Consider the following 13490-nt stretch of genomic DNA (forward strand, 5'->3'; position numbering starts at 1 on the left):
TCAGTCGCAGCAGTGTTCAGCTCCAGCAGTGTTCAGCTCCAGCAATAGTCGGCCAGCAGCGCGCGTGAGTCCGGAACGAACGGCCACGACGGGTCCTGCAGGTGGGCGCCGAGTTCTTTCGGCGTCCACCACCAACCTTCGGCGATCTCGCTGGGTTGATGTGCCATCGGCCCGTCGTATCTGAGTTCGAACGCAAACAGGTGACAGCGCAACGGAGAGTTGTTCCACTCGCCGTCCCAGGAGATTCGAGCGATCTCCGTCAGTTGGAGTGGCTGATCTGCTGTTCCGAAGATTCCGAGTTCTTCACCGACTTCACGGATCGCGGTTTCCTGCGGCGTCTCACCTGGATCAACGACACCTCCGGCAAGACAGTCGTGATAGCCCCCGAACACCGCTTTCGTGTCGGTTCGGCGATGGACGTAGATGCGGGAGCCGTCCCCGGTGCGAACCAGGACGCCCGCACTCGCGTGCCAGAGCCCACCCGAGTAGACGACGGAACGTGGTGCTCGGCCGATCGGATTACCCGTCCGGTCGTACACGGCGACTACCTCGTCCGCGGGATTCAGGTCTGCGGTGAGAGGTTGGTGCATTCCTCCAACTGTGCCACGCCTGTGGGTGCCGCGCCGCAATCACATAGGCTCTTGTGTCATGCAGCGGATCATCGGTGTCGAGGTCGAATACGGAATATCTTCACCCAGTGAGCCGTCGGCGAATCCGATTCTCACTTCAACCCAGGCGGTGCTTGCCTACGCCGCCGCAGCGGGCGTGCCACGGGCCAAGCGCACACGCTGGGATTACGAGGTCGAATCTCCGCTGCGAGATGCCCGAGGCTTCGATCTGGGGCGAATGAGCGGGCCCGCACCGGTCATCGACGCTGACGAGATCGGCGCCGCGAACATGATTCTCACCAACGGGGCACGGTTGTACGTCGACCACGCCCATCCGGAGTATTCGGCCCCCGAGGTCGCCGACCCGCTCGATGCCGTGATCTGGGACAAAGCCGGCGAACGAGTGATGGAGGCAGCTGCGCGGCACGCCTCCAGCGTGCCGGGTGCCCCACGGTTGCAGTTGTACAAGAACAACGTCGACGGCAAGGGTGCGTCGTACGGCACGCACGAGAACTACCTCTGCTCGCGTGACACCCCGTTCGCCTCGATCGTGACCGGCTTGACGCCGTTCTTCGCGTCCAGGCAGGTGATCTGCGGTTCCGGTCGTGTGGGTCTCGGTCAGTCCGGCGACGAGGCCGGATTCCAGCTTTCGCAGCGATCCGACTACATCGAGGTCGAAGTAGGCCTCGAGACCACGCTCAAGCGCGGAATCATCAACACCCGCGACGAACCGCACGCGGATGCGGACAAATACCGCCGGCTGCACGTCATCATCGGTGACGCGAACCTCGCGGAGATGTCGACCTACCTCAAGGTGGGAACAACCGCGCTGGTACTCGACCTGATCGAGGCGGGCGTCGACCTCACCGATCTGCAACTGGCGCGTCCGGTCACCGCCGTCCACCACATCAGCCACGACCCCACTCTTCGCAAGACCGTTGCGCTGGCCGACGGTCGTGAACTGACGGGGCTTGCGCTGCAACGTATTTACCTCGAACGTGTCTCCAAGTTCCTCGATCGCGAGGCGGATCGTGATCCGCGAGCGGACGATATCGTCGCCAAGTGGGCGATGGTTCTCGATCTCCTCGAGCGCGATCCCATGGAGTGCGCGAACATCCTCGACTGGCCGGCCAAACTGCGCCTGCTCGAAGGTTTCCGCAATCGTGAGGGACTCGCGTGGTCGGCTCCGCGATTGCATCTGGTGGATCTGCAGTACTCCGACGTGCGACTCGACAAGGGCCTCTACAACCGTCTGGTTGCTCGCGGCTCCATGGAGCGGCTTGTCACCGAACAGCAGGTTCTCGACGCGGTCACGAACCCTCCCACCGACACTCGCGCATACTTCCGTGGCGAGTGCTTACGCCGATTCGGTGCCGATATCGCGGCCGCGAGCTGGGATTCGGTCATCTTCGATCTCGGCGGCGAGTCGTTGATCCGCATCCCCACCCTCGAGCCGCTTCGAGGTACCAAAGCGCACGTCGGAGCGTTGCTCGACTCCGTTGACAGCGCCGCGGAACTGGTTGATCAGCTCACTCACTGAAACAGCCGATGCGGCTCGCCGTCGCGTCTCTCCACACCTGACGGTGCCGCTCGGTAGGGTGAAGGTCCGAGCGGGATCAGTTACCGACTCTGCTGGGCCGAACAGGATGCTCGCGAGAGCTCCCTTCACACAAGGAGGTCGACGGCGATGGCTCAAGAACAGACGCAGCGTGCCGGTGGCGGCGAAGACGACGAAACCACTGGTGGCGACGGCAGTGCCGGCCAGGAACGTCGTGAGAAGCTCGCTGCAGAAACCGACGACCTGCTCGACGAGATCGACGACGTGTTGGAAGAGAACGCCGAGGACTTCGTCCGTGCCTATGTCCAGAAGGGCGGCCAGTGACGGTGGATCGCGCGCCCCGGATCACCGACGGGGACACACGGTTGAGCTTCGGCTCGAATCTGTCGTCATTCTCGGAATACCTTCGGGTGCATGCACCGGAGCATCTTCCGCAGAACCGCTTCGCCGACACAGGAGGTGTTGTCATGGGCGGGGGAGACGTAGCTCCGCACGGCACCACCATCGTCGCGATCAGCTATGCGGGTGGAGTTCTGCTCGCGGGTGATCGCCGAGCGACGATGGGCAACCTCATCGCCAGCCGTGACGTGCAGAAGGTGTACGTCACGGACGACTACTCGGCTGCGGGTATCGCCGGTACGGCCGGGATCGCAATCGAACTGGTCCGGCTCTTCGCGGTCGAGCTCGAACATTACGAGAAGATCGAAGGCGTCCCACTCACGTTCGACGGCAAGGCCAATCGACTTTCGTCGATGGTTCGAGGAAATCTCGGAGCAGCGATGCAAGGTTTGGCGGTCGTGCCATTGCTCGTGGGTTACGACCTGGACGCGGTCGATCCGTCGAGGGCAGGTCGCATCGTCTCCTACGACGTCGTCGGTGGGCGATACGAGGAGCGCGCGGGCTATCACGCAGTCGGATCCGGTTCCCTGTTCGCGAAATCGGCGCTCAAGAAGCTGTATTCCCCGGGAATCGACGAGGACACCGCGCTTCGGTTCGCGGTCGAGGCGCTGTACGACGCGGCAGATGACGATTCGGCTACCGGTGGTCCTGATCTGACACGCGGGATCTATCCGACAGCGGTCACCATCACCTCGGCCGGTGCCGTGGAGTTGTCGACGGCCAAGGCTGCCGAGATCGCAAGGGAGATCGTCGCGGCTCGTACTGCGACAGCGAGTCCGGAAGGGGAGTCTGCGCTATGACGATGCCGTACTACGCATCAGCCGAACAGATCATGCGCGATCGTTCGGAATTGGCGCGCAAGGGAATTGCCCGCGGACGCAGCGTCGTCGTTCTCACCTACCGCGACGGAGTGCTCTTTGTCGCCGAGAACCCGTCGAGGGCGCTGCACAAGGTCAGTGAACTGTACGACCGTCTCGGATTTGCGGCAGTGGGCAAGTACAACGAGTTCGAGAATCTGCGCCGCGCGGGCATCGTCCACGCCGACATGCGTGGGTACTCGTACGACCGTCGGGACGTCACGGGGCGTTCCCTCGCCAATGCGTACGCACAGACCTTGGGAACGATCTTCACCGAGCAGCCCAAGCCGTACGAGGTCGAGATCTGCGTTGCCGAGATCGGCCGTTTCGGGAGTAGTACGCCGGCTCAGCTCTACCGGATCACGTACGACGGTTCCATCGCGGACGAGCAGGAATTCGTGGTCATGGGCGGTACAACCGAACCGATCGTGACGGCGATGCGCGAGTTCTACCAGCGAGACCTCGACCTCGAATCCGCGGTGCGGCTCGCGGTCGGGGCGCTTCAAAAGGGCGGTCCGGCGCCGGCCGGAACCACTGAGGCGGAACCGCGAACACTCGATGTGAGTGCACTCGAGGTTGCCGTTCTCGACAGCAACCGTCCACGCCGTGCGTTCAAAAGAATCGCTGGTTCGGCATTGGAAGAGATGCTTCCAACTCCGGCAGCAACTGAGGACGCGCCGCCGGCAAACGGCGACGCACCCTCGTAGTTGCTGCGTCGGTCTGGGAGTTACTGCAGGTCTGGAGTTACTGAGTGATTCTGTAGACGGCCACCGCGCCCGGTTCGGTGTCGAAATCGAACCGGCGCGCGTCTGCCACCACTTCACCGTCGGTGGCGATGGCTACCGGTGAATCGGCCACTCGAACCGACATCGAGGACACGAGTTCGCGAACGTAGACCCGCGAGCTGCCCAATGTTCCTGTGGCAGCAGCAAACAGCAGGCGTGAACGCGAGAACTTCTTGTCCGCGCGCAAGTAGCGGACGTCCAGCAGTCCACGGTTCATCTCCGGACGCGACATCGGCACCTGATCAGCGGGGGAGTATCGCCCGTTTCCGACGAACAGCATCCAGATGGTGGTCCGCTTCCCGTCGATGGTGACAGTCATCGGCTCTGCCGCTGCGAGAACCCGGATCATTGCAGCACCAGCGGCCGGCCACTTACCGAAACGCGGTTCCCACTTTTCCCTCAGACGCACAGCGTCCGGGTATCCGCCCAGGCTGGCTGTGTTGAGAAACCGTGCAGTCACTCCGGAATCCGTGCGCACCACCGCGTGGTCGACAAATGCCGCCTGACCGGACTCGACTGCCTGTGCGGTCTCCTCGACATTCACCGCCCCGACGTCGCGGGCGAAATGGTTCAACGTTCCGCCGGGAAAGACGGCAAGTGGTAGCTCGTGCTTTGTCGCCGCGGTCGCGACCGTGACCACTGTTCCGTCGCCGCCGCATACTCCTAACGCTTTCGGCGAGAGTTCGGGGATCTTGGCATCGATCTGCATGTCGAAGTCGATGTCCGCGTCGAACTCGTAGACGATGGCCTCCGGTAGCAGTTCTCGAATCGATTCCACGATCCCGTCGTCCTCGGAGCCTGAACCAGGATTGGTGAAGACCAACAAGCCTTCTCCGCGCGCGAGCGCGGGAACCACGCACTCGGGTCCGAGTTCGGCGGGTTCTTCGTCCCGCACCGCCCACCAACGACGCGTGCCGGCAGCGATTGCGCCGCCGACCGCGAGGCCTGCGAAGACGTCGGACGGCCAGTGCACTCCGTTGTGAACGCGTGAGTACGCCACTGCTGCGGCCAGTGGTGCGAGTGCGGCGCCCGCCGCCGGGGACTCCATGGCCACTGCCGCGGTGAATGCCGCGGCCGAAGACGAATGCCCGGAGGGGAACGAGGACGACGTCGGAATGTCGACGCCTCGCTTCGGGCTCAGCCAGACACGCGCCGGTGGGCGCCGGCGGGGGAAGAGGGGCTTGAGTATGCCGTTGGCCAGCGCGCTCGAACCTGCCAGCGCGAGCATCCCACGTGCCGCTGCCCTCCTGGGGCGGCCACCGATCATCGCGAGCAAGGCTGCGACAACCATCCACAAAACGCCGTGATCGGCAGCTCTGGAGAGAAACCGCATGGTCGGGTCGAGCACGGAAGGGCGCAGTGCTCCAGTGCTTTCCATGACTTTGACGTCGCTTCGGACAACTTTTCGGCGAATAAGGCTCACACCGTCACACTATGCCGCCGCCCGACGTTGTCGAGTCGTGACTTACGACGCGATCGAAGTACACGGGTGAACCTCGCATTCTGGTTGTAGTGTCGAAGTGTGCAGAGACGAATCATGGGTATCGAGACGGAATTCGGCGTTACCTGCACCTTTCACGGGCACAGGCGACTGAGCCCCGACGAGGTTGCTCGTTACCTCTTCCGTCGTGTCGTGTCGTGGGGTCGCAGCTCCAATGTCTTCCTCCGTAACGGAGCCCGCTTGTACCTGGATGTGGGTTCGCACCCGGAGTACGCGACCGCAGAGTGCGACAGCCTCATCCAGTTGGTCAATCACGACCGTGCCGGTGAGCGAGTGCTCGAAGAACTGCTGATCGACGCCGAGGCGAGACTCGCCGAGGAGGGGATCGGCGGCGACATCTACCTCTTCAAGAACAACACCGACTCGGCCGGAAACTCGTACGGATGCCACGAGAACTTTCTCGTCGCGCGCGCCGGTGAGTTCTCCCGCATTTCGGATGTCTTGTTGCCGTTCCTCGTCACGCGCCAGTTGATCTGCGGCGCCGGCAAGGTGCTGCAGACTCCCAAGGCCGCGACGTTCTGCCTCTCGCAGCGCGCGGAACACATCTGGGAAGGTGTCTCGTCGGCGACCACTCGCTCGCGTCCGATCATCAACACCCGCGACGAACCGCATGCCGACGCCGAGAAGTACCGCCGACTGCACGTGATCGTCGGCGATTCGAACATGGCCGAAACAACGACGATGCTCAAGGTCGGTTCTGCAGCACTCGTGCTCGAGATGATCGAAGCCGGGGTTTCGTTCCGCGATTTCGCTTTGGACAACCCGATTCGTGCCATCCGCGAGGTCAGCCACGACGTGACGGGTAAAAAGCCTGTCCGTCTAGCTGGTGGTCGTCAGGCCAGTGCCCTCGATATTCAACGCGAATACCACGCCAAGGCAGTCGAACACCTGCGTAACCGCGAACCGGACCCGCAGGTCGAGCAGGTAGTCGACCTGTGGGGTCGCACCCTCGATGCCGTCGAAGCTCAGGATTTTGCGAAGGTCGACACGGAGATCGACTGGGTCATCAAGCGCAAGCTGTTCCAGCGTTACCAGGACCGTCACGGTTTCGACCTGTCCGATCCCAAGATCGCGCAGCTCGACTTGGCGTACCACGACATCAAACGCGGCCGGGGTGTCTTCGACGTGCTGCAGCGCAAGGGCTTGGTCAAGCGGGTCACCGAGGACGAGACGATCGACGATGCCGTCGAGAATCCGCCGCAGACCACGCGCGCCAAATTGCGAGGCGACTTCATCACTGCAGCCCAGGCCGCAGGCAGGGACTTCACGGTCGACTGGGTTCACCTCAAGCTCAACGACCAGGCGCAGAGAACGGTGCTGTGCAAGGATCCGTTCCGTTCCGTCGACGAGCGTGTCGAGCGTTTGATCGCTTCGATGTAGGTCACCCATTTTCACGATTGACAACACGGCAGGTCTGTTTTGCGGCGACGCGCCGGGCACGAAAGTGTCCGGCGCGCGTTCGGTTATCGGATAGCCACTAGGATTTCGGCGTGGCGACATCAAAAATCGAGCGGTTGATGAACCTGGTGATCGCATTGCTGTCCACCAGACAGTTCCTCACGGCGGAGAAAATCCGCGACAGTGTGGCCGGGTACAACGATTCCGCGAACTACGAAGCGTTCAGTCGCATGTTCGAACGCGACAAGAACGAACTTCGTGACCTGGGTGTCCCGTTGGAAACCGGTCTGGCAGGACGGTTCTCGACGGTCGAGGGTTATCGGATCAATCGCAACGCTTATGAGCTTCCGGACGTGGACCTCACCAGCGAGGAATCTGCTGCGGTTGCTGTCGCCGTGCAGTTGTGGGAGTCGCCGGAACTGATTTCGGCAGCCCAGAGTGCACTACTCAAACTCCGAGCGGCCGGCGTCCAGGTCGACTCAGAAGTCAGTGCCGCGCCGGTCACGGCGATTCCCGCGCGCACCCGCGGTTCGGAGCCCGCGCTCGGCAAGCTGCTTGCAGCCGTCGACGCCGGACGAGCAGTTCATTTTCAGCACCGCGGCGCGTTGAACGAACCGTTCACCGAGCGCACCGTCGAGCCGTGGGGCGTAGTTACGCACAACGGCAAGTGGTATCTGGTCGGGCACGACGTCGACCGTGATGCGGTGAGGACCTTCCGGCTCTCCCGGATCGGTGACGATGTCAGGGAGTTCGGCCCGGCCGGTTCGGTTCACAAACCCGAAGGTGTTGATCTTCGCGAGGTCGTCGACCGCGTGACCGGATCGGGAGTCGTCACCGGAACCGCCACGGTCTGGGTCGCCGACGGCCGCGCACATGAGCTTCGGCGGCTTGCGACGTCGTCGTCCGATCGGCGGCTGACCGATCGTGATGGCAGCGTGCTGGCCATTCCCGTCCGATCCTGGGAATGGACCGCTCGGTTGATCGCCGGTCACGGTTTGGATGCACTGGTGTTGGACCCACCGGATTTGCGTGCTGAGGTCGTCGCGAAGCTTCGCGCCGCCGCGGCGAGCCTGGCCACCAGCAATGACGGACAGGGGGACAACTGATGAGCAATCGACTGTCATCGCGGTTGGCACGGCTGCTCAACCTCGTGCCGTACTTCATCGCGAATCCGGGCATCAGTCCCGCCGAGGCGGCCGAGGAACTCGGCGTCAGCACGACTCAACTGATGACCGATCTGAATCAGCTGTGGGTGTGCGGACTGCCCGGGTACGGTCCCGGCGATCTCATCGACCTGTCCTTCTCCGAGGAAAGTATCGAGGTCACGTTCTCGGCCGGGATCGATCGCCCGCTGCGCCTCACCTCTACCGAAGCGACGGCATTGCTGATCGCCCTTCGGTCGTTGGTGGAAATGCCGGGCATGGTCGATCCGTCGTCGGCCCAGCGCGCTATCGCGAAGATCGAGGACGCAGCAGGCTCGGCCGCGGCACGAGCTATCGGTCAGGACCGGGATACATCGCCGGCGCCGGACATCGCCGAAGACCCGATCGCCGCGACGGTCAGAGCCGCGCTCGCAGACAAGACCGCCCTGCGATTGACGTATTATTCGGCCTCGCGTGACGCGGTCTCCGAGCGCATCGTCGATCCCGTTCGTATCGTGTTGGTCGACAACTACAGCTACCTCCAGGCCTGGTGCCGTCAGGCCGAGGGTGTGCGGTTGTTCCGATTCGATCGGATCGATGCCGCCGTCCAACTCGACGAGCCCGCCGACCCGCCGCCGCAGGCCCTCGAGGAAGATTCGAATCTCGAGTTGTTCAGCGGCGACGGTTCCCTTCCGGAAGCACGGTTGTTCATCACCAAAGAGTGGGTGTGGATGCTCGACTACTACCCGATGGACGTCGAGCACGTGAACGACGACGGGTCGGTCGAGGCGACGATGAGTTTCGGAACACTCGAATGGATGGCAAGGCTGGTGTTGGGATTCGGTGAGGGAGTTCGGGTCCTTCATCCGCCGGAACTGGTCTCCGAAGTCCATGATCGGGCCGTTGCGGCACTCGACGCCTACGACGTAATCGGTTCGTAAAAGTTGGGGAAACTCCGCGTTCAGTGGGTTCGCAGGAAACAAACAGGTAAAAGGTAGCTGAAGTAAGTGCTTTGACACCTCCGAGCGCCGGTTGTGTCCGGTAGCATCGAGGAATCTGATCATGGGAGGTCGTTATGGGTGCAATGCAGCCGATGCATTGGCTGATTGTCGCTGTTGTCGTCGTAATTCTGTTCGGGTCGAAGAAGCTTCCCGATGCAGCACGCGGTCTGGGTCGTTCACTCCGCATCTTCAAGAGCGAAGTCAAGGAAATGCAGAACGACGATGCGGCGCCCGCAAGCGCGCCGGTCGCACAGCCTGCTCCGGCACAGTTGCCGACGGCCAACACCGCGGTGGTCGCAAACGGTGCAGCAGCACCTGTTGCGCAGCCGACCGAAGTCAAGCCGCTCTAGTACACACTGCGTTCTAGCCGGGGTGAAATATTCGTTCACCCCGGTTGTCTGCTGACCAAGACCAGGATGCACAGTGCGTATTCCGTTAGATCCGCGTAACCGCAAGCGGAAGGTCAACCCAGACGGCACCATGTCGTTGGTCGACCACCTGTACGAATTGCGGACTCGTTTGTTGTTCGCATTCCTCGGCGTGATCATCACCACGGCGTTCGGCTTCTTCTGGTACTCACACTCGATACTCGGTCTCGAGAGTCTGGGCGATCTGCTTCGTGGACCGTACTGCGAGCTTCCGTCCGAGAGTCGCGCCAACCTCAGCACCGACGACGCGTGCCGATTGCTGGCGACCGGGCCGTTCGAGCAGTTCATGCTGCGATTCAAAGTGGCGCTCACCGCCGGCATCGTTCTTGCTTGCCCGGTGTGGCTTTACCAATTGTGGGCATTCATCACCCCGGGGCTCTACGCCAAAGAACGTCGATACGCGGTCGGATTCGTCACCGCCGGTGCCGCTCTCTTCATTCTCGGCGCGATCCTGGCGTACCTCGTCGTGGCGAAGGCTTTGCACTTCCTCCTGACCATCGGTGACAACGTCCAGATCACCGCGCTCAGTGGTTCGGAGTACTTCGGCTTCATCATCAATCTGCTGCTCATCTTCGGTGTCAGCTTCGAAATTCCACTGCTCGTCGTCGTGCTGAACTTTGCCGGCATTCTGACGTACGAGCGTTTGAAGGCCTGGCGTCGAGGATTGATCTTCGGGCTTTTCGTATTTGCTGCAGTCGCCACGCCGGGTTCGGATCCGTTCTCGATGCTGGCGCTCGCGCTGGCCCTGACGCTTCTCTTCGAGGTCGCTGTTCAGATCGCTCGCCTCAACGACAAACGTAAGGCCAAGCGAGCCGGTGAAGACTGGGGCGCACTGTCCGACGAGGAAGCTTCCTCCATCTCGTCTCCGTCCGATCTGAACGAGGCTTTCGACAATCCGACCAAACCCAAGGCCGAATCGAGTGGATTGTTCGGACGTAAGTCCAAGTCCAAGGCTCCGGTTGCGGAGAAATCCGACACCGGCGGCGACAACGCGCCCGGTCAGGATTTCACTGACACCCTCTGAGCGCCGTGCCACCACGTCGGCGGCGTGTGAAACCCTGACGAGGTGGTTATGAACAAGAGTGAACTGAGCACGTTTGCGTCCAGCCTGAAGTTCGAACTCGATCCATTCCAGGTGAAGGCATGCGTTGCGCTCGAAGCGGGCCACGGAGTCCTTGTCTGCGCGCCGACCGGTGCAGGCAAGACCGTGGTCGGCGAGTTCGCTGTCCACCTGGCTCTCGCGGCGGGCCGCAAGTGTTTCTACACGACGCCGATCAAGGCGTTGAGTAATCAGAAGTACGCAGAACTCGTCGAGCGGTACGGCCCGAGCGAGGTCGGCCTGCTGACGGGTGATTCGAGTATCAACTCCGACGCACCGGTGGTCGTCATGACCACTGAAGTCCTGCGGAACATGCTCTACGCAAATTCCGAGGCACTGCGCGGGCTTTCGCACGTAGTCATGGACGAAGTGCACTACCTGGCGGACCGGTTCCGTGGTGCGGTGTGGGAGGAAGTGATCCTGCACCTGTCCGAGGATGTTCGGCTGGTGAGTTTGTCGGCGACCGTGAGCAATGCCGAAGAATTCGGCTCCTGGATGGAAACCGTCCGCGGCGACACCACCGTGGTCGTCGACGAGACGCGGCCGATCCCGCTGTGGCAGCACATCATGGTCGGTCGACGGATCTTCGATCTCTTCGACAGCCGTAGTCACCCTGCGGCTGGGCCGAAGACCGTGCTCGTCGACCAGGATCTGGTTCGCCACGTCAAGCAGCGTCAGGCTCTCGAACGCGTCGAGAGCTGGCAGCCGCGTGGCCGCGGGCGTCGTGGCAGCTACCAGAGTTCCAACGATTTCCGGCCCTTGCCACGCCCCGACGTCATCGCGCAGCTGGACCAGTCCGGACTGCTCCCGGCGATCACCTTCATCTTCAGCCGCGCCGGTTGTGATGCGGCTCTTGCACAGTGCCTGCGGTCCCGACTGGATCTGACTTCGCCGGAGCAGGTTCGCGAGATCGACACCATCATCGAGAAACACACCGGGGAACTACCCGAGGAGGATCTCGAAGTTCTCGGATATCGGGACTGGTGCAAGGCACTGCGACGCGGACTGGCCTCTCACCATGCCGGCATGTTGCCGGCATTTCGCCAGACAGTCGAGGAACTGTTCGTCAAGGGTCTCGTGCGTGCGGTCTTCGCGACCGAGACGCTGGCCCTCGGCATCAACATGCCGGCACGCACGGTGGTCCTCGAACGTCTGGTCAAGTACAACGGTGAATCGCATGCCGAACTGACACCGGGGGAGTACACGCAGCTGACCGGTCGGGCAGGCCGACGCGGCATCGACGTCGAAGGGCACGCTGTGGTCCTGTGGCAGCCCGGGGTCGAGCCCACGGATGTCGCCGGCTTGGCGTCGACCCGGACGTTCCCGCTCCGCAGTTCGTTCCGCCCCTCGTACAACATGTCGATCAACCTCGTCGAACGCATGGGCGCGGCCGATTCACGGAAGCTGCTCGAGCGTTCCTTCGCACAATTCCAAGCGGATCGCTCGGTGGTCGGCCTGGTGCGTGGCATCGAGCGGAACGAAGAAGCACTGAAGGGTTTGCAGGAGAAACTCGGCGGTGCGGACGGCGAATACTTCGAGTACGCGTCGTTGCGTGAGCGGCTCAGTGCGCGCGAGCGCGCGCTCGAACGTAAGGGCCGCGAAGACCGACGCGGAGATGCGGTGGAGTCCCTCCGTGCACTCGCCCGCGGTGACGTGATCGCAATTCCCATCGGTCGTCATTCCGGGGTGGCAGTGGTCCTCGTCCCGGACAACGATCCGAAGGACCCGCGTCCGCTGGTTCTGACTGCCGATCAGTGGGCCGGCCGACTCTCCTCGGGTGATTTCCCGGAAGCAGCCGACGTTCTGGGAAAGATGCGCCTGCCCAAGCATGTCGATCACCACACCGCAAGGATCCGGCGCGATCTGGCCTCGGCATTGCGTAGTACCGGGATCAGTGCCCCCCGGCGGAAGAAGCGCCACAAGGCGGGCGCGTCCGAAGACGCCGAGGTCGCTACTTTGCGACGCGCTATTCGCTCGCATCCGTGCCACAGCTGGCCCGATCGTGAACATCTGAGCCGGATCGGTGAGCGCTACAACCGACTGGCCCGGGAAACGCAGTCGATGAGGGAAAAGGCAGCGGCCACCACCAACTCGTTGGCGCGGACGTTCGACCGCATCATTGCGCTACTCAAAGAGCGTGAGTACATGACTGCCGAAGCAGCGCCCGAAGTCACCGAATCCGGACGACGACTCAGCCGCATCTACTCGGAAAGCGACCTTCTGGTCGCCGAGTGCCTGCGGACCGGGGCGTGGACAGGTCTCAGCCCGGCCGAGTTGGCGGCCGTTGTCTCCTCGGTGGTCTACGAATCACGTCGGGACGGCGACACCGTTGATCGGGTGCCGACAGCGGCGCTTCGTCACGCCCTCAACGACACTCAACGATTGTGGAGCGAACTGCGGTCGGACGAGATTCGTCACAAGCTGCCGCCGACGCGGGAACCGGATCTCGGATTCGTCACCGCCGTTTATCACTGGGCGAGTGAGAACTCGCTTGTCGACGCACTGATCGCGGCCGGAGTGCAGGGCCGTGCGTTGTCTGCGGGTGACTTTGTACGTTGGTGTCGTCAGGTGATCGATCTGCTCGATCAGGTCCGCCTGACATCGACGGATGCCGACGTCGCGAAGACTGCGGCGCGGGCGGTAGCTGCAATTCGTCGCGGGGTAGTTGCTGTCGACGCAGCATGACCGCAACTATGTGGTTTGATTCGCAGACT

Annotated in this window: 12 protein-coding genes; 10 read left to right on the top strand and 2 right to left on the bottom strand. The window is 62.6% G+C overall.

Going from position 1 to position 13490, the window contains the following annotated elements; translation table 11 throughout:
* Positions 1–32 precede the first annotated feature (32 nt).
* Complete coding sequence (locus ABX74_RS02620) at positions 33–590, bottom strand: NUDIX hydrolase (RefSeq protein ID WP_020969670.1); 558 nt, start codon at positions 588–590, stop codon at positions 33–35.
* 58 nt (positions 591–648) lie between these two features.
* On the opposite strand from ABX74_RS02620, the gene dop reads away from it, so the two are divergent.
* The 4 genes from dop (at position 649) to prcA (ending at position 4129) form a co-directional block, all read left to right on the top strand.
* Positions 649–2148: a depupylase/deamidase Dop gene (gene dop / locus ABX74_RS02625; protein WP_019748516.1), complete on the top strand. Its 1500-nt coding sequence runs from the start codon at positions 649–651 to the stop codon at positions 2146–2148.
* Positions 2149–2295: 147 nt separating this feature from the next.
* Positions 2296–2490: a ubiquitin-like protein Pup gene (locus ABX74_RS02630; protein ID WP_003944925.1), complete on the top strand. Its 195-nt coding sequence runs from the start codon at positions 2296–2298 to the stop codon at positions 2488–2490.
* Entirely contained in the window at positions 2487–3365 is an 879-nt protein-coding gene (gene prcB, locus ABX74_RS02635) for a proteasome subunit beta (RefSeq protein ID WP_019748515.1), read from the top strand. Before ABX74_RS02630 ends, prcB begins: the two co-directional genes overlap by 4 nt.
* A complete protein-coding gene (gene prcA, locus ABX74_RS02640; protein ID WP_047888147.1) occupies positions 3362–4129 on the top strand; it encodes a proteasome subunit alpha in 768 nt (255 codons plus the stop codon). The genes prcB and prcA overlap by 4 nt, the downstream gene beginning before the upstream one ends.
* A gap of 37 nt (positions 4130–4166) precedes the next feature.
* Here the strand turns inward: prcA and ABX74_RS02645 are convergent, their stop codons facing one another.
* Positions 4167–5585 (bottom strand): phosphatase PAP2 family protein, encoded by a 1419-nt coding sequence (locus ABX74_RS02645; RefSeq protein WP_021344323.1) that lies wholly within the window; start codon positions 5583–5585, stop codon positions 4167–4169.
* 144 nt (positions 5586–5729) lie between these two features.
* Between ABX74_RS02645 and pafA the strand changes: the two genes are divergently transcribed.
* From pafA to ABX74_RS02675, 6 genes are all read left to right on the top strand, one after another.
* Entirely contained in the window at positions 5730–7088 is a 1359-nt protein-coding gene (pafA, locus tag ABX74_RS02650; protein ID WP_007729869.1) for a Pup--protein ligase, read from the top strand.
* A 110-nt stretch (positions 7089–7198) separates the two neighbouring features.
* On the top strand, positions 7199–8212 hold the full coding sequence (locus ABX74_RS02655; protein ID WP_046378583.1) for a helix-turn-helix transcriptional regulator: 1014 nt from the start codon (positions 7199–7201) through the stop codon (positions 8210–8212).
* Positions 8212–9189 carry a helix-turn-helix transcriptional regulator gene (locus ABX74_RS02660; protein WP_021344321.1) on the top strand — a complete coding sequence of 326 codons (978 nt, stop codon included), beginning with the start codon at positions 8212–8214 and terminating at the stop codon, positions 9187–9189. Before ABX74_RS02655 ends, ABX74_RS02660 begins: the two co-directional genes overlap by 1 nt.
* Before the next feature lie 134 nt (positions 9190–9323).
* Positions 9324–9599 carry a Sec-independent protein translocase subunit TatA gene (tatA, locus tag ABX74_RS02665; protein ID WP_003944836.1) on the top strand — a complete coding sequence of 92 codons (276 nt, stop codon included), beginning with the start codon at positions 9324–9326 and terminating at the stop codon, positions 9597–9599.
* A 73-nt stretch (positions 9600–9672) separates the two neighbouring features.
* Complete coding sequence (gene tatC / locus ABX74_RS02670) at positions 9673–10701, top strand: twin-arginine translocase subunit TatC (protein WP_019748510.1); 1029 nt, start codon at positions 9673–9675, stop codon at positions 10699–10701.
* A 48-nt stretch (positions 10702–10749) separates the two neighbouring features.
* On the top strand, positions 10750–13461 hold the full coding sequence (locus ABX74_RS02675) for a DEAD/DEAH box helicase (protein ID WP_021344319.1): 2712 nt from the start codon (positions 10750–10752) through the stop codon (positions 13459–13461).
* The last annotated feature ends 29 nt before the right edge of the window (positions 13462–13490 follow it).

The organism is Rhodococcus sp. ARP2, assembly GCF_001029585.1.
GTDB classification, from domain to species: Bacteria; Actinomycetota; Actinomycetes; order Mycobacteriales; family Mycobacteriaceae; genus Rhodococcus_F; species Rhodococcus_F erythropolis.

What these genes read in the sequence shown, in the direction of transcription:
- tatA (WP_003944836.1), top strand. Translation starts at nt 9,324, where the DNA reads ATGGGTGCAATGCAGCCGATGCATTGGCTGATTGTCGCTGTTGTCGTC.
- ABX74_RS02660 (WP_021344321.1), top strand. Translation starts at nt 8,212, where the DNA reads ATGAGCAATCGACTGTCATCGCGGTTGGCACGGCTGCTCAACCTCGTG.
- prcA (WP_047888147.1), top strand. Translation starts at nt 3,362, where the DNA reads ATGACGATGCCGTACTACGCATCAGCCGAACAGATCATGCGCGATCGT.
- ABX74_RS02630 (WP_003944925.1), top strand. Translation starts at nt 2,296, where the DNA reads ATGGCTCAAGAACAGACGCAGCGTGCCGGTGGCGGCGAAGACGACGAA.
- ABX74_RS02620 (WP_020969670.1), bottom strand. Translation starts at nt 590, where the DNA reads ATGCACCAACCTCTCACCGCAGACCTGAATCCCGCGGACGAGGTAGTC.
- ABX74_RS02645 (WP_021344323.1), bottom strand. Translation starts at nt 5,585, where the DNA reads ATGGAAAGCACTGGAGCACTGCGCCCTTCCGTGCTCGACCCGACCATG.
- dop (WP_019748516.1), top strand. Translation starts at nt 649, where the DNA reads ATGCAGCGGATCATCGGTGTCGAGGTCGAATACGGAATATCTTCACCC.
- ABX74_RS02675 (WP_021344319.1), top strand. Translation starts at nt 10,750, where the DNA reads ATGAACAAGAGTGAACTGAGCACGTTTGCGTCCAGCCTGAAGTTCGAA.